The sequence below is a fragment of the Pseudomonas sp. BF-RE-25 genome (genome assembly GCF_019956105.1).
In the GTDB taxonomy this organism is placed as follows: domain Bacteria; phylum Pseudomonadota; class Gammaproteobacteria; order Pseudomonadales; family Pseudomonadaceae; genus Aquipseudomonas; species Aquipseudomonas migulae.
Window position 1 is genome coordinate 1 of record NZ_JAHBDB010000035.1, and the last position, 23568, is coordinate 23568.

22 protein-coding genes and 1 tRNA gene are annotated in these 23568 nt (G+C 58.5%); 8 read left to right on the forward strand and 15 right to left on the reverse strand.

From position 1 onward, the window contains the following. Positions 1 to 758: 758 nt before the first annotated feature. The 11 genes from KGB24_RS17275 to KGB24_RS17325 all read right to left on the reverse strand — a co-directional run bounded on the left by KGB24_RS17275 (position 759) and on the right by KGB24_RS17325 (position 15141). Positions 759 to 1502: an SDR family NAD(P)-dependent oxidoreductase gene (locus KGB24_RS17275; RefSeq protein ID WP_223415453.1), complete on the reverse strand. Its 744-nt coding sequence runs from the start codon at positions 1500 to 1502 to the stop codon at positions 759 to 761. Between the two features lie 117 nt (positions 1503 to 1619). Further along, positions 1620 to 2144, reverse strand: a complete 525-nt coding sequence (locus KGB24_RS17280) for a nitrous oxide reductase accessory protein NosL (RefSeq protein ID WP_008032083.1) — start codon at positions 2142 to 2144, stop codon at positions 1620 to 1622. A 32-nt stretch (positions 2145 to 2176) separates the two neighbouring features. After that, on the reverse strand, positions 2177 to 3007 hold the full coding sequence (locus tag KGB24_RS17285; RefSeq protein WP_008037452.1) for an ABC transporter permease: 831 nt from the start codon (positions 3005 to 3007) through the stop codon (positions 2177 to 2179). Beyond that, positions 3004 to 3927: an ABC transporter ATP-binding protein gene (locus KGB24_RS17290; RefSeq protein WP_008037453.1), complete on the reverse strand. Its 924-nt coding sequence runs from the start codon at positions 3925 to 3927 to the stop codon at positions 3004 to 3006. Before KGB24_RS17290 ends, KGB24_RS17285 begins: the two co-directional genes overlap by 4 nt. Continuing rightward, positions 3924 to 5213: a nitrous oxide reductase family maturation protein NosD gene (locus KGB24_RS17295; RefSeq protein WP_223415454.1), complete on the reverse strand. Its 1290-nt coding sequence runs from the start codon at positions 5211 to 5213 to the stop codon at positions 3924 to 3926. The genes KGB24_RS17290 and KGB24_RS17295 overlap by 4 nt, the downstream gene beginning before the upstream one ends. Positions 5214 to 5240: 27 nt before the next feature. After that, positions 5241 to 7160, reverse strand: a complete 1920-nt coding sequence (nosZ, locus tag KGB24_RS17300) for a TAT-dependent nitrous-oxide reductase (protein ID WP_008037454.1) — start codon at positions 7158 to 7160, stop codon at positions 5241 to 5243. A gap of 174 nt (positions 7161 to 7334) precedes the next feature. Next, entirely contained in the window at positions 7335 to 9515 is a 2181-nt protein-coding gene (gene nosR, locus KGB24_RS17305) for a transcriptional regulator NosR (protein WP_223415455.1), read from the reverse strand. 110 nt (positions 9516 to 9625) lie between these two features. After that, positions 9626 to 11014, reverse strand: coding sequence for an oxygen-independent coproporphyrinogen III oxidase (hemN, locus tag KGB24_RS17310; RefSeq protein WP_223415456.1), 1389 nt, complete (start codon positions 11012 to 11014; stop codon positions 9626 to 9628). A 22-nt stretch (positions 11015 to 11036) separates the two neighbouring features. Continuing rightward, positions 11037 to 12383, reverse strand: coding sequence for a coproporphyrinogen III oxidase (locus KGB24_RS17315; RefSeq protein WP_008037459.1), 1347 nt, complete (start codon positions 12381 to 12383; stop codon positions 11037 to 11039). 109 nt (positions 12384 to 12492) lie between these two features. Beyond that, positions 12493 to 12936, reverse strand: coding sequence for a CopD family copper resistance protein (locus KGB24_RS17320; RefSeq protein ID WP_223415457.1), 444 nt, complete (start codon positions 12934 to 12936; stop codon positions 12493 to 12495). A gap of 204 nt (positions 12937 to 13140) precedes the next feature. Next, positions 13141 to 15141 carry a peptidase U32 family protein gene (locus tag KGB24_RS17325; protein WP_223415458.1) on the reverse strand — a complete coding sequence of 667 codons (2001 nt, stop codon included), beginning with the start codon at positions 15139 to 15141 and terminating at the stop codon, positions 13141 to 13143. A gap of 351 nt (positions 15142 to 15492) precedes the next feature. On the opposite strand from KGB24_RS17325, the gene napE reads away from it, so the two are divergent. The 7 genes from napE to KGB24_RS17360 all read left to right on the forward strand — a co-directional run bounded on the left by napE (position 15493) and on the right by KGB24_RS17360 (position 20246). After that, positions 15493 to 15660 carry a periplasmic nitrate reductase, NapE protein gene (napE, locus tag KGB24_RS17330; protein ID WP_008032067.1) on the forward strand — a complete coding sequence of 56 codons (168 nt, stop codon included), beginning with the start codon at positions 15493 to 15495 and terminating at the stop codon, positions 15658 to 15660. Positions 15661 to 15697: 37 nt separating this feature from the next. Continuing rightward, positions 15698 to 15958 (forward strand): chaperone NapD, encoded by a 261-nt coding sequence (locus KGB24_RS17335; protein WP_008032066.1) that lies wholly within the window; start codon positions 15698 to 15700, stop codon positions 15956 to 15958. Beyond that, positions 15955 to 18459 carry a nitrate reductase catalytic subunit NapA gene (gene napA, locus KGB24_RS17340; protein WP_223415459.1) on the forward strand — a complete coding sequence of 835 codons (2505 nt, stop codon included), beginning with the start codon at positions 15955 to 15957 and terminating at the stop codon, positions 18457 to 18459. The genes KGB24_RS17335 and napA overlap by 4 nt, the downstream gene beginning before the upstream one ends. A gap of 11 nt (positions 18460 to 18470) precedes the next feature. Continuing rightward, positions 18471 to 18956, forward strand: coding sequence for a nitrate reductase cytochrome c-type subunit (locus KGB24_RS17345; RefSeq protein WP_223415460.1), 486 nt, complete (start codon positions 18471 to 18473; stop codon positions 18954 to 18956). Between the two features lie 9 nt (positions 18957 to 18965). Next, positions 18966 to 19562 carry a cytochrome c3 family protein gene (locus KGB24_RS17350; RefSeq protein WP_008032063.1) on the forward strand — a complete coding sequence of 199 codons (597 nt, stop codon included), beginning with the start codon at positions 18966 to 18968 and terminating at the stop codon, positions 19560 to 19562. 105 nt (positions 19563 to 19667) lie between these two features. Then, on the forward strand, positions 19668 to 20027 hold the full coding sequence (locus tag KGB24_RS17355) for a hypothetical protein (RefSeq protein ID WP_223415461.1): 360 nt from the start codon (positions 19668 to 19670) through the stop codon (positions 20025 to 20027). A 60-nt stretch (positions 20028 to 20087) separates the two neighbouring features. After that, the gene (locus KGB24_RS17360; RefSeq protein WP_223415462.1) at positions 20088 to 20246 is read left to right on the forward strand and encodes a hypothetical protein; all 159 of its coding nucleotides are present in this window, start codon (positions 20088 to 20090) and stop codon (positions 20244 to 20246) included. Positions 20247 to 20353: 107 nt separating this feature from the next. On the opposite strand, the gene KGB24_RS17365 is transcribed toward KGB24_RS17360, so the two are convergent. Then, positions 20354 to 20911, reverse strand: a complete 558-nt coding sequence (locus KGB24_RS17365) for a hypothetical protein (protein WP_008032055.1) — start codon at positions 20909 to 20911, stop codon at positions 20354 to 20356. A 566-nt stretch (positions 20912 to 21477) separates the two neighbouring features. On the opposite strand from KGB24_RS17365, the gene KGB24_RS17370 reads away from it, so the two are divergent. Continuing rightward, entirely contained in the window at positions 21478 to 22521 is a 1044-nt protein-coding gene (locus tag KGB24_RS17370) for a helix-turn-helix transcriptional regulator (protein ID WP_223474812.1), read from the forward strand. Between the two features lie 241 nt (positions 22522 to 22762). Here the strand turns inward: KGB24_RS17370 and KGB24_RS17375 are convergent. The 3 genes from KGB24_RS17375 to ihfA form a co-directional block, all read right to left on the reverse strand. Further along, positions 22763 to 22839, reverse strand: a tRNA-Pro gene (locus tag KGB24_RS17375). An 89-nt stretch (positions 22840 to 22928) separates the two neighbouring features. After that, positions 22929 to 23285: a MerR family transcriptional regulator gene (locus KGB24_RS17380; protein ID WP_003179985.1), complete on the reverse strand. Its 357-nt coding sequence runs from the start codon at positions 23283 to 23285 to the stop codon at positions 22929 to 22931. Beyond that, entirely contained in the window at positions 23266 to 23568 is a 303-nt protein-coding gene (ihfA, locus tag KGB24_RS17385; protein WP_002553164.1) for an integration host factor subunit alpha, read from the reverse strand. The genes KGB24_RS17380 and ihfA overlap by 20 nt, the downstream gene beginning before the upstream one ends.

Consider the following 23568-nt stretch of genomic DNA (forward strand, 5'->3'; position numbering starts at 1 on the left):
TACCCTCGCTCCGGTCCTGCTCCGTGGGCCCGCCGCCATCGGCCATCCATGGCCGGGGGCGGCTAACCCGGCATCCATGCCGGGTTGCCCACTGCGCAGAACCTGCGCTCGGCCTCTCGAGGGGGCGCTCAGATCAAAAGCTGAAGGCGAGCTAACGCTCGGCCTGATGAGTGGTGAAAATCAAAAGCGTATGGGATTCCCTGTAGGAGCCGGCTTGCCGGCGAAAAACGTCGGGGCAACGCGTTCATTCAGACAGCCCGCGTTATCGTTGGCGTCCATCGCCAGCAAGCTGGCTCCTACAATTTTGAATCGTGTGAACCCAATCACCGTGTAGGAGCCGGCTTGCTGGCGATGGCGGTGGGTCAGTCGACGCATTTATTGACTGGACGGACGCTATCGCCAGCAAGCCGGCTCCTACAGTTGATTGGTGTCATGGCCAATTACCGCGTCTGCTGTTGCTTTGCTTTGGCTTTTGATTTTGATCTGCCCCGTCGGGAGGCCGAGTGGAGGTTCTGCGCAGTGGGCAACCCGGCATGGATGCCGGGTTAGCCGCCCCCGGCCATGGATGGCCGATGGCGGCGGGCCCACGGAGCAGGACCGGAGCGAGGGAATGCCGAGCCTTAGCGAGGCACCGTACGTCAGGGGCAAAGCCTTTTGGTTCCTTTTCGGCGTTTGGAAAAGGGACTCGCCGTAAGGGCGAAACCATAAGCGGCCGTTACCGCAGAAATGGATATGTACCCCAAGCCCCCTCAGCCCCCTCAGCCCAACGTATAACCGTTATCAACCTTCCAGTCCTGTCCATAAACCCCCCGCGCCCCCTGGGACAGCTGAAAAATAATCACGTTGGCCACCGCAGACGCATCAAGAAAATGCCCCGGCAAAAGACGCTTGCCAAGCGTGTCAGCAACATCGTCAAGCTCACCATCACTCAAGCCCAGGTTGTCCCACATCGAGGTCGCGGTCGGCCCCGGCGAAACCAGGTTGATGCGCACATCGTAACGGGCAAACTCCACCGCCAGCGTGCGCGCCTGTGCCGCCAATGCCGCCTTGCTGGCAATGCAGGCCGCCAGGCCGGGAAAACTCGACCCCGTCAGAAAACTGCCGACAAACACCACCGACGCCGGGTTCGCCAACTCACCGCGCAACGCCGCCAAGGTGTTCAACGCACCCGCACCGTTAACCGCCCATTGCCGCTGGAAGGCCGGCATGTCCAGGCTGTCGGCCATTTCGGCAATGCCGGCGTTGGGCACCAGATAATCCACCCGCCCCAACGTCGCCGCCCGCCGGGCCAACCCTTGCAGATCGTCCTCGCAGGTAACGTCCCCGGCACACCATTGCAGCCGATCACCATAGATCTGCTGCAAGGCCGGCAAGTCACCGACGGTGCGCGACATCGCCAACACCCTGACCCCACGCGGCAACAGCGCCGCGCACAAGGCCAGGCCAATCCCGGAACTGGCGCCGGTGATCACGGCCAAACGATCCTGAAACTCGGTTTGCATCATGTTCTCCTGGGCATCATCGATGCCAAGCACTGGGGACCTGGCGGGCCCCTATCTTTGAACAGATGCAAAAATACCGACTTGACGGCGATCAGATTTTCTCAATGGATCGACAGCTCAATGAGTCGAGTGCGACATGGCCGGTTGCTGCAGCACCGACTGATCGATCTCGCTGAACCGCAGCACGCGACCGCCCTGCTCCGTGGCCAGTTTTTCAGCCGCCTGCTGGCTGGAGAACGACGCCAACACCACACCCATCGCCCCCTTGAGCCGGGTGCCTACCACGTAATACGCATCTTTGGCATCGATCAGCCGGGTATCATCCGGCGCATTCCAAGGGCTGTGCTCCATGTCGTGGACAAATAGTTTGGCATCGCCATGATGGTTTTCCGGCTGCAGCCACCAACCGATCATTTCCGCCGTGGAGCAGAATTTCTTGATGCCGCTGCGCTCGACCACTTCGCCCTTGGGGCCGGGAAAGCCGTCGATGATCATGCCGCAGACATGGCACTCATCACTGGGATGAAAGGCGCTGGGGGCATCGCTGTAGCTGGCTTGCACGGGTTTGTCACACGCCGTCAGCAGCACACAGACCATCAGGCCAGCCAGGTTGCGCAGCGTCTTCCAATCAAGCGTTCTCATCATCAGGTGCTCCAAAAAACCAAAGTAAGAATTCAAGTCGCCCGTCGACGGAACAGCAGCCAGGCCGTACCCAACGGCGCCGCCACCCACAACAGCAGGCAGAGCCAGAGCATCGAGCCCGGCACAGGCAAATCGCTGCCCAGGGTCAGCACGCCAGCGGTACTGGCGACGGCGTCAAAACCGGAAAGATTGATCAAGCGATAGAGGTCGGCGGGATTGAACAGCAGCAACCAGGGCAACACTTTCGGGTTGAAGTGCCCTTCGCTGAGCACCAGCAGGGCGAGCAGCGCCAGGTCAAACACCAGCACGAAAAAGAACCACACGCCCAGCGCCAAACCGGCGGCCGTGGATTTCTCGGCCGCCACGCTGCTCAGCACATAAGCCAGCCCCAGAAAGCCCCAGCCCAGTAGCGTCGACGACACAATGAATCGTCCGAAGGCCCAGAGCAGCAGGTTCAGTTCGACGTCGTCCACCAGCACGGCGATCGCGAGCATCGCGCAGCCGAAACCGATCAGCGTCGCCAGCGCCAGGATCAACCCATGGCCAATGAACTTGCCGAGCAGGATGTGCCCGCGCCCCAGCGGATAGGTCAACAACAGCAGCAAGGTGCCGCTTTCGTCCTCGCCGACAATGGCGTCATACGCCAGCATCAAGGCAATCAGTGGCATCAGGAACGTCGCCAGGCTGGCCAGGCTGGCGATGGTCGCGGGCACCGAGGTAAAGCCCAACTGACCGGACGCCGCCGCGCCCAACCAGGCAATGCCGGTGGCCAGCACCGCGAACAACAGGCTGATCGCCAACAACCAGCGGTTGCGCAAACCGTCATTGAATTCCTTGCGGGCCATGTTCCAGATCGGGTTCATAGAATCTCTCCACTGTGGGTCGCAGCGGCCCGTCCCATGTAATAGCGGTAGAGGTCTTCCAGGGACGGCGGAGTGATTTCCACGTCCGCCGGCTCATCCTCATTGAGTAACTGGCGCAACAGGCCCAGTTTGCTGCCATTGAGCGCGGCCACTTCCAGGCCCTCCACGCCCCAACGCTGAGTGACATGCCCGGCGATGTTCCACGAGGCCTGCAAGGGGCCGGCATGCTTGAGTCCGTTGGCGCGAATCAGCGTCGGCAACCCGGCTTCCTCGCGCAGGCTGCGCAGACTGCCAAGGGCCAGCAGGCGCCCCTGGGTCAGGATCGCCGCGCGATTGATATGCGCCTCGACCCCCGGCAAAACGTGGGAACAGAGAATGACGCTGGTGCCCTGGCTGCGCAGACGGTCGAGCAACCGATACAGGTCTTGAGTGGCGATGGGATCGAGGCCGACCGTCGGCTCGTCGAGCAGCAACAGGCGCGGTTCGCCGAGCAACGCTTGCGCCAGCCCGAGGCGCTGACGCATGCCTTTGGAGTAGGTCTTGACCCGTCGATGCGCCGCCCCTGCCAGGCCAACTTCCTCCAGCAGCCCGTCCACTTGAGCGAACGCGGCGCCTTTGAGTCGCGCGAAATGACGCAAGGTTTCCAGACCACTCATTTGCGGATAAAACGTCACGTTCTCCGGCAAATAGCCGAGCAGACGCCGGACATTCGGATCACTGGGCAAGCGGCCAAACACCCTGACCTGCCCTTCGCTGGCCTGCAGCAAACCGAGCACCAGTTTCATGCTGGTGGTCTTGCCGGCGCCGTTGTGCCCGAACAAACCCAGCACTTCGCCTTCGGCCAGGCTCAGGCTCAACTGATGCAACACCGTGGTGTGCCCATAACGCTGGCTGACGCCTTCCAGATCGACGACATTCATGTGACGGGCTCCTTGGTCAGGGTGTGCGTGGTGGATTTCATCAACGGATGGCTGTCGAGTACGCCCGGCGATTTCATCACCGGAAACGCCCGTTGCACCCAGCGCAGCAGTTCAATCCCGGGGCTGTTCATCAACAGGCGCACCTGCGGGTACAGCCACAGCAGGCGGTCGACGTTGTCGTTGGGTTCGTAGGCGATATCGCCCAGGCCATCGTTGTTGCGGTCCCAGCCCAGATAGTCGCTCCAGTAATTGCCCCGGCCATCCGCCGACCATTCCTGCAAGCGGGTGGCGACGTATTTGACCTGGCGCTGGTTGCCGACAAACGCGTTGTCGGCGATGCGGTTGTCTTCGGAGCCGGCGGTGAGGTGAATGCCCACGGCGCTGTGCTCGAAGTGGTTGTGTTCGATGCGGTTGAACAGCGAGTTGTAGATGAACAGCGCCTTGCCCTCGGCGCCGCTGATCATGCTGTCGCCGGTCGAGCCGTCGCGCACGTCGGTGACGAAGTTGTCGCGCAAGGTTGAATAGGTGATGTAGTTCATCAGGATGCCGTAGTTCTGATCCTGTTCGGAGCGGTTGCCGATCACCGTGAGCTTGCGGCTTTGCATCAGGGCGTAGCCGGTGCGGGTGCGGCGGGTGGTATTGCCGATCAGCTGGTTGTCGTTGGCGAACATGTAATGCACGCCGTAACGCAGGTCTTCCAGGGTATTGCCTTGCAGCAGGTTGCCGTTGGAAGTGTCGATGTAGATGCCATCGCGGGTGTCGCGCACCTGGTTGCCGATGACCCTGGCGCCATGCACTGCATACAGGTGAATGCCGTTACCGCGATCCTGTGAACGCATCGCCGGATCGCCCTGGATGCGGTTGTCGATCAGGCTCGCATCCTGAGTCCCATCGACCCAGATCCCGAATCCCTGACCTTGCAGGCGATTGCCTTTGATTACCGCGCCACGGGCCTTGGGCTGGAGGAACACCGCCGCATTCATGGCCGTGAGGTCATGACCCCAGTCCAGAAAAGTGCAGCCCTCGATCCCGACGTCCGGTGCGCTGACAACCACCCCGTTGCCCTGCCCTTGCGCCTGAAAAACCGCGCCGGGCTCGCACACAATCTGCATCGGCTGATCGACGCTGAACGAGCCACGGTATTCGCCCGCCGGCACGTGCCAGCGTTGCTCGGCGTCAAGGCGCAACGGCAGCGTGGTAATGGGTTGCACCGCCAGCACGCTGCCGGGCATCAGCAGGAGCGCAAGCGCGATCACCTTGATCGGGTTTCCCTTGATGTCGGTCATCGGTCCGCTCCTGTCGATGCTCAACCGTCAGGCCCGCTCGACCTTCATGCGGCCGACCATTTCCATGTGCAGCGCATGGCAGAACCAGCTGCAGTAATACCAATGCAGGCCGGCCTTGTCGGCGGTGAAGGTGATGGACGAGGTTTGTTGCGGGCTGATCTCCATGCTCGCGCCGTGGTTGGTCATGACAAAACCGTGGGACACGTCCTCGATCTGATCGATGTTGGTGATGGTCACGGTCACTTCGTTGCCCTGCTTGACGGTGAACTCGGTCAGGCCATACGCCGGTGCCATGGAGGTCATGTAGACCCGCACATGGTTGCCGTCGCGGATCACCTTGTTGTCGGTCTCCAGGTTGATGCCATCCTTCTTGGCCAGCTCCACGGTGGCGGCGAAGAACGGGTCGTTACGGTTCCAGATTTTTTGCGTCTTGATCTGATCCCGCCGCGCGAGGATGCAATCGTGCGGTTCGGCAAACGCCGGGCCGTCGTGCACCAGTTTCATTTCTTCGCCGGAAATATCGATCAACTGGTCGTTTTCCGGGTGCAGCGGCCCGGTCGGCAGGAAGCGGTCCTTGGAGAATTTGCACAACACCACCAGCCACTTGCCGTCCGCCTCACTGGTTTCGGTCAGCGACGCGTGGTTGTGGCCGGGCTGGTAATGCACGTCGAGTTTTTGCTTGATGTAATTGACCTTCTCGCCCTTGTAGGCGCGTACCGCGTCCGCCATGTTCCACTTCACCACCTGGCTGTCGATGAACAGCGTGGTGTAGGCATTGCCGCGACCGTCGAAGGTAGTGTGCAACGGGCCCAGGCCCAGTTCCGGCTCGGCGGCGATGACTTCGCGCGGGTCCTTGAATTTATCGGCGAACAGGTCGTCCAGGCGGTCGATGGCGATCATCGAGACGGTCGGCGACAGCTTGCCGTTGGCAATGAAGTACTTGCCATCGGATGAAGTGTTGAGGCCGTGGGGGTTCTTCGGCACCGGGATGTAACGGGTGAATTCGGAGTCCTTGCCATCGGTTTTACGACCGTCGACCACCGGCACTTTCGAGTTTTCCAGGGTGATGAACTTGCCGGCCTTGATCGCGGCTTCGATGCGCGGAATGTTGAACACCACGACCCAGTCGCGCTCGTTGCGCATCATGCCGCCGAGGTCGTAGGCCTTCTCCGAGTTGTAGCAGGTGGACGCGGCGTACTTGCCGGTGTAGTCCATGTCGGCGTTGTCCAGATTGCCGTCGACGATCACCTGAAACGCCATTTCCATTTTTTCGGCATCGACGGCGTTGAACATGGTGAAGCTGTTCTTGTCTTGCAGGTCGAAGGTGTGGCCGTCATTGGGGTGCGGAATGACGAACTCGGCGTTGGCGAACACGTACTTGGTGTACGGCACTTTTTGCAGGCGCAGGCCGTGAATGGCTTGCACGTTCGGCACCGTGAGCATCTTGTCGCACTTCATGATGTCCAGGCGGATGCGCGCAATACGGGAGTTGGCCTTGTCGTTGATGAACAGGTACTTGCCGTCGTACTTGCCGTCCGTCATGGAGATGTGCGGGTGATGGCAATCGCCGTTCTGAAACTTCGCGCTGTCGCCCATGATGCGCTTGCTTTCGTTGGTCAGGCCCCAACCGGTGGCCGAGTCGACGTTGAACACCGGAATACGCATCAGCTCGCGCATCGATGGCACGCCCAGCACCCGCACTTCGCCCTGATGACCGCCGCTCCAGAAGCCGTAGTATTCGTCCAGCTCGCCGGGGCCGACATGGGTTTTCGCCTGCGCATCCTTGACCGCAGCCGCCCATGACTCGCGGCTGAACACCGCCCCGCCCAATGTCGTGGCCCCAGCCAGCACCGCCCCGGTGACGGCGCTGCTGCCGAGAAAGCCGCGACGGCTGAGTCCGGTGTGCTCTTCTTCCTGCACCGGTTTTGTGGATTCTGTGTCAGTCATGCTGCGTACTCCTTGAAGGGATAAAACGGTGTGCGGCTAGAACTCGGTCAACTGTAGGAGCGAGCCTGCTCGCGATGGACTCAAGAGCGCCGCGTTGAGCCAGTCATTACGCGTCAACGTTAGCGACCATCGTCGGAGCGCCGCCCGGAGCAGGCTCGCTCCTACAAGGGCGCGTCATTCAGGGGCGGTCACTTCCACGACAGGTATCAGTTGCGCCGCCACAGGAGCCGGTTTGCCGCGCTTCTTGCGCTTGTTGATCAGCGGCGGGCATTTGTGTTCGTTGTGGTAAGTCATCTGGCAATCGAGGCAGTAGTGGCACTCGTTGGCATTGATCCGCCCATCCGGGTGAATCGCCTGGATCTCGCATTCTTTGGCGCACAACTGGCAGGGGTTGCCGCATTCCTTGCGGCGCTTGAGCCAGTCGAACAGGCGCAGTTTGGTCGGGATCGCCAACGCGGCACCCAACGGGCAGATGTAGCGGCAATAGACTTTGCGCGTGAAGATGTTGATGACCAGCAGCGCCACCGCGTAGAGGACAAACCACCATTGGCGGTCGAACCTGAGGGTGATGGCGGTCTTGAACGGTTCCACTTCGGCGAACAGTTCGGCGGTGGACATGGATTCCAGGGAGATACCGAACAGCAGCAGCAAAATGATGTACTTGATCGCCCACAACCGCTCATGCACCGCGAAGGGCAATTCGTACTGGGGGATTTTCAGTTTGCGCGCGGCTTCGTTGATCAGTTCTTGCAAGGCACCGAACGGGCACAACCAGCCGCAGAATACCCCACGCCCCCACAACAGAATGCTCGCAGCCGTGAACACCCACAGCATGAAAATCAGCGGGTCGGTGAGAAACAGCTCCCAGCGAAAGTGCTCGAACAACGCATGGACAAAGGTCAGGACATTGACCACCGACAGCTGCCCCAGCGCATACCAGCCGAGGAACACCACGGTGAAGATCAGGTAACCGCGACGCAGCCAGTGCAGGAAATGCGGGCGGCGGGTGAACTTGTCCTGCAGGAACAGGATCGCGGTCAGCAGCAACAATGCGGTGGCGAGTACACCGACCTGGAAGTGTTTCTGATACCAGATCGTCAACCACATCGGCCGGTTGGCTTCCTCGATGGCGGCCAGTTCTTCGGCAGTCGGTGCGGGGCGCTCAAGGTATTGCTCGGGTAATTGATAAGACAGTTCGAAGCTGCTGAACATGCCGCTGACCGGACCGGTCTGACGCCGTACCAGCAACTCCAGGGACCAAGGAGATCCCGGATCGAAACCCGCCTGCTTGCGCACAATGAACACCGACATCTCATTGAACTCGGGCATGCCCTTGGCGAACACGTCGGAGAGGCGCTGATGGTCCATGTCGCGAAAGCTGATGACATTACCGAACTGGCGCAATTGCACCCGGTCGAAAATCCCGCCGCGCACGTAACCCGAGCCTTTATACGAATACAAGCCGCGTCCCAATACAGCAATGGCTTGCTCGCCGGGTTTGAGGTCTTGCATGAGGACACGGTATTGAATGTCACCCAGCAGCGCGCGGCCGATGGTCGGCGGGTTCAGGTCGGCGGTGTACAACTCGATAAAGGTGTCATCGACCTGGTCAGGCGCGGCCGTGTCGACGCCTTCGGCCTCGGTGCCTTTGAAGGCGGCATCGACCTGTCCACGGGTCAGGTTCAAACGGCGGATGGCGCCGTTTCCGCTCAGTTGCTCCCAGGTGGCAGGCTCGAAAAAGTCCTGGCGCACGGTGGCGGGCTTGCTCGCCACTGCACCCTTGTCTTCGATCAGCTTGAGCGATACGGCCACTTCATGGGCGGCCCGCATGATGACTTCATTGACCACCATGGCGGTAACGGTTGCGCCGGCAATGGCATCCACGGTGACCGCACTCGGGTCACTGGAATGGCCGACAACCACTCGCTGGCTGACCTTGATCCCTGTGTAGCGGGCACTGAAACCGTGGAGTTTTTCTTCGGGGATGCCGATCAGCAGAATCGGCTCATGGTGTTCCAGGACGTAGGCATCCTGAATCACACCGGCGGTGTCGAGGATCACCTGGGTATTGATCGGCTTGCCCGAGTAGGCCGGAATGTCCACCACGTCCAGGCTCTGGAAGACATAACCGATGACCTTGCCGGCCGCTGATATCGTCCGCACCTTGAACGGGCCTTCCGCTGCGGAAACCGAATCGGTTTGCGGGAAGACCTTCTCGATGCGCTGCTGCTCGATGTCGCCGTATGACTTGGCCTGAACCACCGCGAACATCGCGAGTATCAGCAAGACCGTCACCACCAGACCAACGCTCCAGATGCGCAGGTTGCCAAGTATCGAAGGCGAAGAGATTGTCATGAGCAGGCTGATTTCAAAGGGTCTGCGGCCATGTTAGGGAGCATTGCGCCCCCGTCCCTTGATTGAAATCAACTTGCCGACAATCCCCGCGCCAGAGCGCCCCGAATGTCTCAAACAGTGCGCGAAAACTGGCCTTTTTGCTGATCGCCCAAGTAGGCATCAAACGCCATCGCGGCGCTGCGCATCATCAAATGCCCTTGCGGCAACAGCACCAGCTCGTCACGGTGAATCTGCAAGAGCCCGTCGCGAACGTGCTCGCCGAGTTGGGCCAATGCCTCGGCAAAATACTCGGTGAAGCAGATCGCGTGACGTGCCTCGAACTTGGCGAAATCGATCCGGCCATGGCACATCAGGTCGCTGATCACTTCGCGGCGCAACAAGTCGTCAGCGCTCAGGCGATAACCCCGATGCACCGGCAGCAGACCTTGATCGATGCGCGCGTAGTACTGCGAAAGCTCCTTGACGCTCTGGCTGTAGCTGTCGCCGACCTTGCCGATCGAAGACACCCCAAGGCCGATCAAGTCGCAGTCGGCATGGGTCGAATACCCCTGGAAATTGCGTTGCAGCGTGCCATGGGCGCGGGCCAGTGCCAGCTCGTCATCCGGCAAGGCGAAATGGTCCATGCCGATGTAGACATAACCGGCCTCGGTCAAACGGCGAATGGTCAGTTCGAGCAACTCCAGCTTGCGCTCCGGCGGAGGCATGTCCTCCGGGCGAATCAGCCGTTGCGCGCGCACCATCTCCGGCAGATGCGCATAACTGTAGGCAGCAATCCGGTCCGGGCGCAGGGCAATGATCTTGGCGAGGGTGACGTCAAAACTCTGTACCGTTTGCAGGGGCAGGCCGTAAATCAGATCGACGCTGATCGACTTGAAATGCGCCTCGCGCGCCGCCGCGACCAGCGCATAAATCTGCGCTTCACTTTGCTGGCGATTGACCGCCGCCTGGACGTCGGGATCGAAGTCCTGCACGCCAAAGCTCAGGCGATTGAAGCCCAATTGGCGCAGCGAGTGGATCTGTTCGCTGCTGATGGTGCGCGGGTCGACCTCGATGGAAAACTCATGGTCGTCACTGTCGTCCATGTCGAATGCCTGGTGCAGGCAGTCCATCAGGTCGGCCAGTTGTTCTTGGGTCAAATACGTCGGTGTGCCCCCGCCCAGATGCAGCTGCGTAAGCTTGCGCGTGTTGTCGAACAGCGCGGCCTGCATGGCGATTTCACGCTTGAGGTAGGTCAGGTATTCGACGGCCCGATGGGTTTTTTGGGTAATGATTTTGTTGCAGGCGCAGTAATAACAAAGGCTTTTGCAAAACGGAATGTGGATGTACACCGACAACGGTTTCGGCACAGCGGCCTGGTTGCTGTCGTGGGCGGCACGCTGATAGTCGTCAACGGCAAACGCCTGATGAAACTGCGGGGCCGTCGGGTAAGAGGTGTAGCGCGGCCCGGGCCGGTCATATTTTTCGACCAGGGCACGATTGAAATCGAATGAAGGCTTCATGATTAATCAACTCGCAGGTGGGTTAATGTTTTGCACTGTCCACCTCCTTTTCAAACAGGCTGCAGATAGCATCCACCTCCTGCCGGCCGGCGGGAAGGATGCTGATGAAACGCTCTGACAATTCAATCAAACCGTCACGACTCAATTGCTCCAGCAACGGCCAGACGGATGAGAAATACATGGGGAACACCAGCCCATAGCGCCGCTCGATGGCACGGATATCCAGCTCCTGATCACACGCCAGTCGCTCCATGACCATTTGCCTGATCTGCTCCCCCGCCTCGAAACGCCAGCCACGTGCTGTCGGCAGCTGGTCGTTGTCCAGCTGACGCTGATAGCGCTCAATGGCGTCGGTATTTTGCGTGTACAAATCGTCGATCCGGCTGATGGCGCCCACACCGAACCCGATGTGGTCGCAATAGCCGTGACGGGTGAAACCGTCGCAGGTGCGGCTCAAGCGGCCCCGCTCCTGAGCAATCGCCAGGTCATCATCGGGCCGGACAAACTGCCCCATGCCGATGTAGTGATACCCCGCTGCAAGCAATTGCTCAAAGCAGATCTGACGCATCGCGCCTTTGTCGTCCTGGCTGCACAACGCCCTGGCCTTGTCACCGAGCACAGGCCGATAGCGGCGTGGTGGTCGTGCATAGTCGAACACCATCAGACGGTCGGGCTCCAGCTCGATAATCGTCGTCAGCTTCAGCGCAAAACTGTCCGGCGTTTGCCAGGCATGGCCAAACCCCAGATCGACATTGATGGAGCGATAACCAAACGTGCGCGCGGCATCGATGAGTGAATGGATCGGTGCCGGATTCTGGTAGCAAGCCACGGACATCTCGCACTCGGTGTCGATATCCGGAACACCAATGCTGACGTGATTGAATCCCTGATCGCGCAGCACGCCCATGGTCGACCAATCGGTGTGATGCAAATCCACTTCAACGCTGTAGTCGCCAGACTCATGCGCCAGAAAGTTGAACCGGCGACGCAAATGCCCCATCAGTCGCTGAATATGGGCGATGGTGGGCGTTCCGCCGCCCAGGTGAAATTGCTCGACCCGTTGCTCTGGATGGGTGTGGCAACCGACCAGGTCGATCTCGTGTTCCAGACGCCGCAGGTACTGCTCGATGGCGCCCTGCTCACCGCAGGCATCAGCAAGGGTGCAAAAGGATGGCTTGAGGCTGGAAGGCAGGCGCAAGTTCAGGGAGAGCGGCCGGCGTTTCTGGCGGCTGACGCGCAAGGCACGAAGCAAATCCAGAGAGCCGATGCCGTTGTGAAACTTTTGCGTATCGGCATGGCAGTTGGGGTCGAGCACACCCTGATCGCACCGAGCGACAAGCTCGCCAGGGTTGTGAAAGAAATCGAGCATGACGGGTCTCCCAGACTGGCTGCAGATCTTCAGTGTCCGGGATCGGCAATCATCGCTCCTTGATTTGTATCAAGCCGCCAGCCAAGTGCTTGCAGAGGCCGACCATCGGTCACCACGTCAGGTAAAACATGCCCTTGGCCAGCAAGACGATGGCGACCATATGGCAGAACAGACTGCCGTGGATGAACTGCAGGTATCGAGCGTTCATGCGCCCGCTTTTGAACAGAATCATGGCAGCCAGAAAATGCAGGAGCACGCTCACGGCAACGACGATTTTCACCATCAGCAACGTGCCGAACGAGGACGCCAGCGGCGTGGCAAGAGCGGGCAAGTAGCGCTGCCAGACCATGCCGATTCCCGCACCGAACAACACCAGCAACACCCACGGCATCAGCGTCCGGGCTCGACGACCGATCCCCTGCTCGACCAGCATCATCACCCTGTCGGGCAATTGCTTGCGGATGCTTTCCAGAAACAGGACTTCGAAGAACACCGTGCCGATGAAGATCAGCGCGGCGAACAGGTGCAATGTCAAAAAAACGGGATAGACCATGAGAGGGATGGCTCTGATGACTCAGCGAGAGGAACATCAATCCCATTGTGTCGCCAGTGCCGGCGAGCTCCGGCCCAATGGGAACTCGCGCGTTCATCCGCAAGGGCGCGCGAGTGTTGCTTCACAGAATACAGAGCTGCCCGCCCCACCCGTTTGACACCGATCAAGAAACGTCCCTGTCCCTGATGCGGGCTAGCCCACCTTTCAGTGGGGCGCGCGAGGAATCGTCTTGAGCAGATCTTCAGGGCTGATGTAGCCGACGACCGGCTCCGCGACGCTGCCCGGTAGCGGCAGGTCAAGGATGTGGCCCTTGATCTTGCCGATCACGTGCATTTCGCAAGGTTTGCAGTCGAACTTCAACGTCAGCACCTCGTCACCGTGCACCAGTTGCATCGGCGCGACCTTGGTGCGAACGCCGGTGACGCCTTTGGCCTGTTTGGGGCAAAGGTTGAAGGAGAAACGCAGGCAGTGCTTGGTGATCATCACCGGCACTTCTCCGGTTTCCTCATGGGCCTCGAAGGCTGCATCGATCAGCTTGACGCCGTGACGGTGATAGAAGTCGCGAGCCTTTTGGTTGTAGACGTTGGCCAGGAACGACAGGTGCGACTCCGGGTACACCGGCGGCGGATTTGTCTCGGCCTTGCGACCACCCCGTGGGTGGGCCAGCAGACGGGCCGCGGTCAGCGCTTCGATCACTTCCCGACGCAGCGCTTTGAGCTGCGAGTTGGGGATGAAGAACGCCTCGGTTGCTTCCAGCTTGATGCCGGTGGCGTGGTAGTCGGTGGTGCCCAGTTGACCGAGCAGATCACGCAGTTGGTCCAGGGCCTGCTCCGGCTTGTTGGCCAGACCGAACGGACCGTCCAGGGACACGCTGGCGCTGACGCCCTCCTCGCTGGTGGCGGTGAGTTGCAGGCGCTGCTCGTCCAGCTGTGCGACCCAGGCCAGACCGATACGACGTTCAGCGGAAGTCTTCTGCAAGGCTTGCTGCCAGTTATGGTCCAGGTTGCGGCTCAGTGGATGGTTGGGCCGCAGCTTGTACATCCCGTCCGGCATCTCGTTGGGCTCGACACGGTAGCGATAACGCTTCTCGCCCTCTTCGAGGAACTCCCCCTTGGGCTCGGCGATGTTGGCGCGGAAACCCACCACTTCGCGCTTGATCTGCACGTTGAGACCGTCGCCGTTGGACAGCGGCTCAGAGGTCACCACCTGCAAGTCACGCTTGCCCACCTTCTCCACTACGCCCACTGGCAGACCGGTGAAAGTCGGTGAATCGAAGGCACCGATGTCGACCTTGCGGTCGGTGACAAAGTAGTCGGTGCTGCCACGGTGGAAGGTCTTGTCCGGGTCAGGTACGAAGAAATGCGCAGTGCGGCCACTGGACGCGCGGGCCAGGTCCGGACGATCTTCAAGAACGTCGTCCAGGCGCTGGCGATAGTAGGCCGTGATGTTCTTCACGTAGCCCATGTCCTTGTAGCGCCCTTCGATCTTGAATGAGCGAACGCCGGCTTCCACCAACGCACGGATGTTGGCGCTCTGGTTGTTGTCCTTCATCGACAGCAGGTGTTTTTCGTAGGCGACGACGCGGCCCTGGTCGTCCTTGAGGGTGTACGGCAAACGACAGGCCTGTGAACAGTCACCACGGTTGGCGCTGCGACCGTTCTGTGCGTGAGAGATGTTGCACTGGCCGGAGAACGCCACACACAACGCGCCATGGATGAAGAATTCGATGGCCGCATCGGTCTCGTCGGCGATGGCGCGAATCTCTTGCAGATTCAGCTCGCGGGCCAGTACCAGTTGGGAGAAGCCCGCCTGGTCAAGAAACTTCGCCCGTGCCAGGGTGCGGATGTCGGTCTGGGTGCTGGCGTGCAGCTCGATCGGCGGAATATCCAGCTCCATCACGCCAAGGTCCTGGACGATCAACGCATCGACGCCGGCATCGTAGAGCTGATGGATCAGCTTGCGCGCTGGCTCCAGCTCATTGTCATGCAGGATCGTGTTGATCGTCGTGAACACCCGGGCGTGGTAGCGCCGGGCGAACTCCACCAGTCCGGCGATCTCACTCACTTCGTTACAGGCATTGTGGCGGGCGCCGAAGCTTGGGCCACCGATATACACGGCGTCGGCACCATGCAGGATGGCCTCACGGGCGATGCTCACGTCACGGGCGGGGCTGAGCAGTTCCAGGTGATGTTTTGGCAAGGACATATTTTTTATCTGGTTTTCACGGTCGAGGCGCGCATTGTAGCGGCCAAATGCTTGACCGGCACCCGTGGGCTGCCAAGTGGGTCCCCGCTACCGGTAAAACAACAATTAGCCCTCTCTTATACAAATAGATAATCGCGAGCCATGGAGTTCTTCGAAAGGCCTTCATCAAAATGCGAATTCATATCAATAAACGACGTAAGCGTTACTCGATGAAATAAAGATTTAAAACGTTATAACCCTAGGTAACTTCGAAGCCCCAATAAATCACCGCCGGTCGCTAAAAGCCCGCCTCAAAAAATGTGCGAAATTTAGTGATCTAGTCTGAGTGCAAGTCAGGCTGGAGATTGCTAAATGCCATTGGCTGAAGAACGCAAACCCGAGCGTCGCAAGGAAACCCGGCTGTTCCTGTTTCTGGTCGTCTGCCTCTTCCCGCTGCTGTCGGTTGCTATCGTCGGCGGTTACGGCTTTATCGTCTGGTTTTTCCAGATGCTGTACGGCCCCCCCGGTCCTCCCAACTAACTAATAGTCTTTGCTCACGGCCTATTGGAGTCAGCACATGGACGAAGCTCTGCATATCGCCAGCCTGGTAGTGCTTGCCCGACCTGAATTGTTCGACGCCGTTAAAGCCAATCTTCGTTTGTTGGACGGCCTGGAACTTCATCAGGAAAGTCCCGCCGGAAAACTGGTGGTGGTGATTGAGGCCGTGCACGAAAGCCAGATCCTTCAACGCATTGAACAGATCAACAACCTGCCGGGCGTACTCAACGCCGCGTTGGTCTACCACGAGCTCCTCGAGCCCGAAGGAGATAGCGAATGAGCATGACCCGCCGAGCATTCGTCAAGGCGCAGGCCGCCGCCATTGCAGCCGCCGCTGCCGGACTGCCGATTGTGACCTCCGCCAGTAATCTGGTGACCGAAGCGGACATGGTCACCCTGAACTGGAACAAGGCGCCCTGCCGCTTCTGCGGGACCGGTTGCAGCGTGATGGTCGCGACCAAGGATAACCGGGTGGTTGCTACCCATGGCGACGTCAAGGCCGAGGTCAATCGCGGTCTGAACTGCGTAAAAGGCTATTTTCTGTCGAAGATCATGTACGGCGTCGATCGCCTGACCCAGCCGCTTTTGCGCATGTCGAATGGCCAATACGACAAACAGGGCGAGTTCCAGCCGATCAGCTGGGAGAAAGCCTTCGACATCATGGAAACCAAATTCAAGGCAGCCTTGAAGAGCAAAGGCCCTGAGTCGGTTGGCATGTTCGGTTCCGGGCAATGGACAGTGTGGGAAGGTTATGCGGCCAACAAGCTGATGAAGGCCGGCTTTCGCAGCAACAACATTGATCCGAATGCCCGACATTGCATGGCCTCGGCAGTCATGGGTTTCATGCGCACCTTCGGTATGGATGAGCCGATGGGTTGCTACGACGACATCGAAGCCACCGATGCCTTCGTGCTCTGGGGCTCGAACATGGCCGAGATGCACCCGGTGCTCTGGAGCCGGGTCACCGACCGACGCCTGAGTCAGCCTCACGTGAAGGTGGCGGTGCTGTCCACCTTCGAACACCGCAGTTTCGAGCTGGCCGACATCCCCATGGTGTTCAAGCCGCAAACCGACCTGCTGATCCTCAACTACATCGCCAACCACATCATAGAAAGCGGCGCGGTGAACCAGGACTTCATCACCAAACACACCCGGTTTGCCAAAGGCGCTGACGACATCGGGTACGGCTTGCGCCCTGATGATCCACGTGAAATGAAAGCGAAAAATGCCCGCACGGCCAACACCTGGACGGATATTTCCTTCGAACAATATGCAGCGTTCGTCAAACCCTACACCCTGGAGCGCACCGCGAAGGAGACCGGTGTTCCGGCCGAACGGCTGAAGAACCTGGCCGAGTTGTATGCCGACCCCAAACGCAAGGTCGTGTCGTTCTGGACCATGGGTTTCAATCAGCACACGCGTGGCGTCTGGGCCAACAACCTGATTTACAACATTCATCTGCTCACCGGCAAAATCAGCGAGCCGGGCAACAGCCCCTTCTCGTTGACCGGACAGCCATCGGCCTGCGGTACCGCACGCGAGGTCGGAACCTTCTCCCACCGGTTGCCCGCCGACCTGGTCGTGACCAATCCCAAACACCGCGCCATCGCCGAAAAAATCTGGAAGCTTCCCGCCGGCACCATTCAGGAGAAGCCCGGTTTTCACGCGGTGGAACAGAGTCGCATGCTCAAGGATGGCGTGCTCAACGTCTACTGGACCCAGGCCAGCAACAACATGCACGCCGGGCCCAACATCATGCAGGAGACCCTGCCCGGCTGGCGTAACCCGGAAAACTTCGTGATTGTCTCTGACGTCTATCCGACGGTGTCCGCCCAGGCCGCGGACCTGATCCTGCCCAGCGCGATGTGGGTGGAAAAGGAAGGTGCATTTGGCAATGCCGAGCGGCGTACGCAGTTCTGGCATCAGTTGGTGAGTGCGCCAGGTGACGCCAAGTCGGACCTGTGGCAGTTGCTGGAGTTTTCCAAACGCTTCACCACCGATGAAACCTGGCCCCCGGAACTATTGGCCAAGTCTCCCGAGCTCAAGGGCAAGACCCTGTTCGACGTGTTGTTCAAGAACGGCCAGGTCGACCAGTTCCCCGTCGAGCAATTGGAAGCCGGCTACAAAAACGATGAGGCCAAGGCGTTTGGCTTCTACCTGCAAAAAGGTTTGTTCGAGGAGTACGCCCAGTTCGGGCGCGGCCACGGCCATGACCTTGCCACGTTCGACCGTTACCACAGCGAACGGGGCCTGCGCTGGCCAGTGGTCGAGGGCCAGGAAACCCGCTGGCGTTACCGCGAGGGGCTCGACCCCTATGTGGAGAAAGGCAGCGAAGTGCAGTTCTACGGCTACCCGGACAAGAAGGCGATCATCTTCGCCCTCCCCTACGAGCCGCCGGCCGAAGCGCCGGACGCCGATTACCCGTTCTGGCTCAGCACCGGCCGCGTTCTCGAACACTGGCACACAGGAACCATGACCCAACGGGTCGAAGAACTTTACAAAGCGGTGCCCGACGCTCTGGTCTACATGCACCCCGACGATGCCAAAGCGTTGAAGGCACGGCGAGGCAGTGAAGTGAAGTTGATCAGCCGACGCGGTGAAATCCGTGCGCGCATCGAAACCCGCGGCCGCAACAAGCCCCCTCAAGGGCTGGTGTTCGTGCCGTTCTTCGATGCCAACAAGCTGATCAACAAGGTCACGCTCGATGCGACCGACCCGATCTCCAAGCAGACCGATTACAAAAAATGCGCGATCCGAATCGAGTTGGTCAGCGTGGCCTGAGGAGAACCTTGATGCCTTTTCGAATCCAGCCGTTGTTCCTGCTCGCTGCCATCAGCGTGGTGATCGCTGCGCCAGTCGACTACCCGCTGGATGCTCCCGCGCCGGACGGCCGCCGGCCTGGAGGAACCTTGACCCAGAGCCAGCCAGCCCCGCCCATCGCCAACGAAGAAAACAAAGACCTCAAGCGCGAACGCAATTACCCGGACCAACCGCCCACCATTCCCCACACCATTCGCGGTTATCAGATCGACATGAACGGCAACAAATGCCTGTCCTGTCACAGCCGGGCCAACAGCGCACGTACTCAAGCCTCGATGATCAGCATCACTCACTATATGGACCGCGACGGCCAGGCACTGGCGGCGGTGTCACCACGTCGATACTTCTGTAACCAATGCCACGTGCCGCAAACCGACGTACTCCCCTTGGTGGGCAACAGTTTCGAGAACATCGACAAAATACTGCAAGACGACGCCAACGCCGCGCAAAAACCTTGAGGAGGCAACATGAAAGCACTGTTCGCCATGCTCAAGGATTACTGGGGCATTCTGCGCAGGCCGAGCCTCTACTACAGCCTGGGTTTTCTGACGCTCGGGGGCTTTATTGCCGGAATCATTTTCTGGGGCGGTTTCAACACCGCACTCGAGTTGAGCAACACCGAGAAGTTCTGCATTTCTTGCCATGAAATGCGCGACAACGTATTCGTCGAGCTGAAGGACACCATCCACTACACCAACCGTTCCGGCGTACGCGCCAGTTGCCCTGACTGCCATGTGCCCCACGAATGGACCCACAAGATCGCGCGCAAGATGCAGGCGTCAAAAGAGGTGTGGGGCAAGATTTTCGGCACCATCGACACCCGCGACAAGTTCCTCACCCTGCGCCGCGAACTGGCCGAACATGAGTGGGCCAGGCTAAAGGCCAACGACTCTCGCGAATGCCGCAACTGCCATAACTTCGAATTCATGGACTTCACTCGCCAGAGCAAGCGCGCTTCTGCCATGCACTCGACCTCTCTGGCCAACGGTGAGGCCACCTGCATCGACTGCCACAAAGGCATCGCTCACAAGCTGCCCGATATGAGCGGAGTAAAAGGCTGGTGAGGATTTACAGGTAAGCGCAATGCAGATTTGCCTGGGCCTAAAGTCCGCTCTGGCGAATCGCGTTTTGCGACAGGCGCCAAATTCGGTGCTTGACTGGGAACATCTATGAATCAGGTTGCTCAAGGTTATCCTGGCGTATGGAAACGGCGTTTGATCCAGCACCGCTCGGGGCATTCGGACAGCGCAACGGCCGTGTATTGGCTACAGACACCGCGACTGTTTGCAGACCTGCGAATTCCCTCAACTGCGCTTCCAGGTCTGGCGCTTGAAGCACTCAGTTACTCTCAACATCTGGCATTGTATGAACAGAAAGGTTTCGCCGGGGTGACCCAAACAGACGCAGACATTTGCCAATGGCATCGCAAAATGGACTATCAGCCGGTCAGTGGCGATGAAGACATTGGACGCATGCACTTTGAAACCAGTGAGCGCCTGATAGAAACCGCTCTGGATGAAAGTTACTAGGAAGTATGGGAACGCTTACCCGACTCCCTCGGAGCTTGTCGTGGGCAATGGTTGCAGGCGATGGATGAGCCGTCGCGTCAAGGCTGTCTACTATTGGCCGGGGACTATTTTCTGTTCGCCGCCAACCGTCCCACGCCGCTGACACCGGGGACTCACTTGCGCGAAACGTTCGGCCAACCCGAAGGGCACGAGCCATTCGGGGCAGTGTTGCAGGGGTAAATGGCCAATCGCTACGCCCAAGACAGCATGGAGTAATTGCTTGCCATACCAGGAACCCGCGAGGCCGGATCGCCAATCTAGCGACCACTCACACTCCAACCACCCCCTCAAGCATTTAGAAACATCACCACTTCAATGGCACGACGCGGTGACACTGGGTAACCCATTTTTTCGTTTATCGAGGAATGAAAGTCTGGAAACCGCTTGTCTTCTCGAAGCTCATTCAACAAGTCCAGGTACTTCAAATAAGCACCCGCATTGTTCACTCTGTACTGATGAGCTGCCTGACCATGAATGAATCGATAAATTTTCGAATCCCAAATAGCGAAAGCGTCAGGATTAACAAAGTGCAAAAGCTTGGACGCTCCAACCACTGAGTTGTTGACCAGAGCCGCTAGATTGGCCATTTCGCTTTCGCTCAAGACCCCTTTGGTACGCGCTTTGTTGAGCAAGTCAGCTCCTTGCTGCAAGGTCAATTCAGCCGTTGGATACAGATCCAGGATGGTTGGCATCCAGCCGTACACGATGTGCGCACCGCAGACAAAATCTCTCTCTGTCAATGCCGCCCCCGTCTGTAATTGCCCGAGAATATGCGGGTAAGATCGAATGTAGGACTTCTTACGGTCTACCTTCGTCTGAGGCTCCAACAAAAATATGTCCTGCATTGGTTCAAGCTCCTGAGTCATGTGATTCCTATTTAGATAAAACGGGTCTCAAAGGGCAAATCAGTCAAAGCCAAATTGCCACTATCTCGTCAAGCCAAGTCGCCAGATTCAGAATTCTGGTCAAGTTGGCTATTCCCCTCACCAACGCAAGTTCGCTGAGAGTACTTCTCGATGCAAAGCTGCGCCGCCCGTTTGAGCGGCGCACTGTCAGCCATGCTGACTGTCGCGCGTCATTGATTCACTCTTATGCACAGGTCGCTAAATCGTCGGTGCTGTCATGGTCTCGGGGGGAGACTTAGAAACCACAGTCAGTCCCTTGCAACGATGCCCGGTTGATCTCAATAATTCTCAGGGTCGGCATTCCCAATCCTGCCCCCAGACCGTCACGTTCACTGGGTTATCGGAACTCAAGCACCTCAGGCTCGGGCAAAAAAGCTTCAAGTATGTTGACGACATTAGCTGGCTTGACCATCGCCATTTCTCGACTCCGACTTCGCATTGAATTCTCAAGACGAATCATCCACCCTCTGAACGACAAGTTGTGTCGCCATCTATGGGTAGTTCAAATGTCAGGAAAGCGTTTGGAGGAAAAGTTTCGCCTGGATCTACTCCTCGCCATGATCCCTACGCTGAGCGGCACAGCAACGGTGTCGGGCCTGCGCGTGGCACAGTTCCAAGAAAGACTTCGAGCCCAGGCGATAGAGGTCGATGACCGGACCATTCAACGCAACCTCAAAGCGCTGCTTGACGATAAGCGCTACGGTATCAAGCGAAAAAAAGAAGGCCGGGAATACGTCTACTGGGCCGAAAAGGAATTGTCGAGGTTTGTGCTTAAACCCAGCGATGCAATGAACTTGATCATGGTCATCGACCATACCCGCCCCTACACCAGTCGCACGCTGGTCGGTAATCTTCAGGAGTTGTACGAGCACGCTCAGGCGATTTTGAACAAACATTCCCACCGGATGTATGACTGGACCAAGAAAGTAGTCAGCAACACTCGCTTCTTGAATTTACAACCGGGCCTGGTAGAACCTCAGGTCTTTCAAACTATCCAGGAAGCTTTGCTGGAAGGGAGCATGCTGGATGTGCTGTACCAACCACGCGGCGCACTGCACCCCAAGCCTTACCGGTTGACGCCTTTAGGACTGTCCTTTCAGGACGCCAACATATACCTATCGCTCGTCGTTGACGGCAGAGACCCGGTCGCACCTTATGCTTGGCCGATACACCGTTTCAAATCCGCTAAAGCCGCTGGGTTTGAGCCTGCTCAAGTGCCCGCTGATTACGACATCCGCAATACCCGTTCATTGAAAAGCTTGATTGGGCTGGAGGACGAACAGCCCATCCAGCTTGAGTTGCTGGTCGATGAAAAGATGTTTCAGCGCCTAAGCGAAAACTCGCTCAGCCCAAATCAACAACTGTGCCCCCATGATTCCGAACGCTGGCATCTGAGTTGCGAACTGCACTTGAGCCAAGGCTTACGCCTCTGGATTTTGAGTCAAGGCTCAAGCATAGAAGTCCTCAAACCTGTAGGACTCAGACGTGAAATCCATGCTGAAATAGAAAAGATGACAGCTCGGTATAGAGCGCAAGGCCCACATTCCTAGCGCTGTCTGGCTCATCCAAATCAAGGGCCGGCATAGGGAGAAAAATCGCCCGAAAACAGGGCGTTTTGCAAGGCAATCTGACATGCGAAAAAGTCGAGAAAGGAAGAGAAATATCAGACAGGATTGGTGCCAAAGGCAACGCGAAAAGGGCCAATAGCGGCGTGAACTCACAAAATGCGGGAATATTTTTAGACATGAAAAAGCCCAACCTTTTCAGATTGGGCTAAGTCATTGAAATATATGGTCGGGACGGAGTGATTCGAACACTCGACCCCTAGCACCCCATGCTAGTGCGCTACCGGACTGCGCTACGCCCCGACTAGGCGTGAAACTCGTCCTTCATCTCGAAGAACGCTCAAGAATATATCGCAAGCTTTTGAAAACTGGAAGTATTCAAACGCAGGAATTTATTTCTTGAGGACCACCAGCACATCTTCCAATTCGGCAATCATCTGCCTAATCATCTGTTTGTATTGAGTGGTGTCGTCTTTGGCTTCATCGCCGGACAAACGCAAGCGTGCGCCGCCGATGGTGAACCCTTGATCGTAAAGAAGCGCGCGGATCTGCCGGATCATCAGCACGTCTTGTCGCTGATAATACCGGCGGTTTCCGCGCCGTTTGACGGGGTTGAGTTGAGGAAACTCCTGCTCCCAATAGCGCAGCACGTGCGGTTTTACCGCACACAGCTCGCTGACTTCACCAATGGTGAAGTAGCGTTTGCCTGGGATGACGGGTAGCTCGTCGTTATGACTTGGTTCCAGCATAAGCCTCAACTCGGGCCTTCAACTTCTGCCCTGGACGAAAGGTGACCACACGGCGAGCCGTGATCGGGATTTCTTCACCCGTTTTCGGATTGCGGCCAGGCCGCTGGCGTTTGTCCCGAAGGTCGAAATTGCCGAAACCGGACAATTTGACTTGTTCGTTGTCTTCAAGAGCGTGCCTGATTTCTTCAAAAAACAGTTCGACCAATTCCTTGGCCTCCCGTTTATTCAGGCCCAGCTCTTCATACAGACGTTCCGCCATTTCAGCTTTCGTCAGAGCCCCCAT

What these genes read in the sequence shown, in the direction of transcription:
- KGB24_RS17275 (WP_223415453.1), bottom strand. Translation starts at nt 1,502, where the DNA reads ATGCAAACCGAGTTTCAGGATCGTTTGGCCGTGATCACCGGCGCCAGT.
- KGB24_RS17280 (WP_008032083.1), bottom strand. Translation starts at nt 2,144, where the DNA reads ATGAGAACGCTTGATTGGAAGACGCTGCGCAACCTGGCTGGCCTGATG.
- KGB24_RS17285 (WP_008037452.1), bottom strand. Translation starts at nt 3,007, where the DNA reads ATGAACCCGATCTGGAACATGGCCCGCAAGGAATTCAATGACGGTTTG.
- KGB24_RS17290 (WP_008037453.1), bottom strand. Translation starts at nt 3,927, where the DNA reads ATGAATGTCGTCGATCTGGAAGGCGTCAGCCAGCGTTATGGGCACACC.
- KGB24_RS17295 (WP_223415454.1), bottom strand. Translation starts at nt 5,213, where the DNA reads ATGACCGACATCAAGGGAAACCCGATCAAGGTGATCGCGCTTGCGCTC.
- nosZ (WP_008037454.1), bottom strand. Translation starts at nt 7,160, where the DNA reads ATGACTGACACAGAATCCACAAAACCGGTGCAGGAAGAAGAGCACACC.
- nosR (WP_223415455.1), bottom strand. Translation starts at nt 9,515, where the DNA reads ATGACAATCTCTTCGCCTTCGATACTTGGCAACCTGCGCATCTGGAGC.
- hemN (WP_223415456.1), bottom strand. Translation starts at nt 11,014, where the DNA reads ATGAAGCCTTCATTCGATTTCAATCGTGCCCTGGTCGAAAAATATGAC.
- KGB24_RS17315 (WP_008037459.1), bottom strand. Translation starts at nt 12,383, where the DNA reads ATGCTCGATTTCTTTCACAACCCTGGCGAGCTTGTCGCTCGGTGCGAT.
- KGB24_RS17320 (WP_223415457.1), bottom strand. Translation starts at nt 12,936, where the DNA reads ATGGTCTATCCCGTTTTTTTGACATTGCACCTGTTCGCCGCGCTGATC.
- KGB24_RS17325 (WP_223415458.1), bottom strand. Translation starts at nt 15,141, where the DNA reads ATGTCCTTGCCAAAACATCACCTGGAACTGCTCAGCCCCGCCCGTGAC.
- napE (WP_008032067.1), top strand. Translation starts at nt 15,493, where the DNA reads ATGCCATTGGCTGAAGAACGCAAACCCGAGCGTCGCAAGGAAACCCGG.
- KGB24_RS17335 (WP_008032066.1), top strand. Translation starts at nt 15,698, where the DNA reads ATGGACGAAGCTCTGCATATCGCCAGCCTGGTAGTGCTTGCCCGACCT.
- napA (WP_223415459.1), top strand. Translation starts at nt 15,955, where the DNA reads ATGAGCATGACCCGCCGAGCATTCGTCAAGGCGCAGGCCGCCGCCATT.
- KGB24_RS17345 (WP_223415460.1), top strand. Translation starts at nt 18,471, where the DNA reads ATGCCTTTTCGAATCCAGCCGTTGTTCCTGCTCGCTGCCATCAGCGTG.
- KGB24_RS17350 (WP_008032063.1), top strand. Translation starts at nt 18,966, where the DNA reads ATGAAAGCACTGTTCGCCATGCTCAAGGATTACTGGGGCATTCTGCGC.
- KGB24_RS17355 (WP_223415461.1), top strand. Translation starts at nt 19,668, where the DNA reads ATGAATCAGGTTGCTCAAGGTTATCCTGGCGTATGGAAACGGCGTTTG.
- KGB24_RS17360 (WP_223415462.1), top strand. Translation starts at nt 20,088, where the DNA reads ATGGATGAGCCGTCGCGTCAAGGCTGTCTACTATTGGCCGGGGACTAT.
- KGB24_RS17365 (WP_008032055.1), bottom strand. Translation starts at nt 20,911, where the DNA reads ATGCAGGACATATTTTTGTTGGAGCCTCAGACGAAGGTAGACCGTAAG.
- KGB24_RS17370 (WP_223474812.1), top strand. Translation starts at nt 21,478, where the DNA reads ATGTCAGGAAAGCGTTTGGAGGAAAAGTTTCGCCTGGATCTACTCCTC.
- KGB24_RS17380 (WP_003179985.1), bottom strand. Translation starts at nt 23,285, where the DNA reads ATGCTGGAACCAAGTCATAACGACGAGCTACCCGTCATCCCAGGCAAA.
- ihfA (WP_002553164.1), bottom strand. Translation starts at nt 23,568, where the DNA reads ATGGGGGCTCTGACGAAAGCTGAAATGGCGGAACGTCTGTATGAAGAG.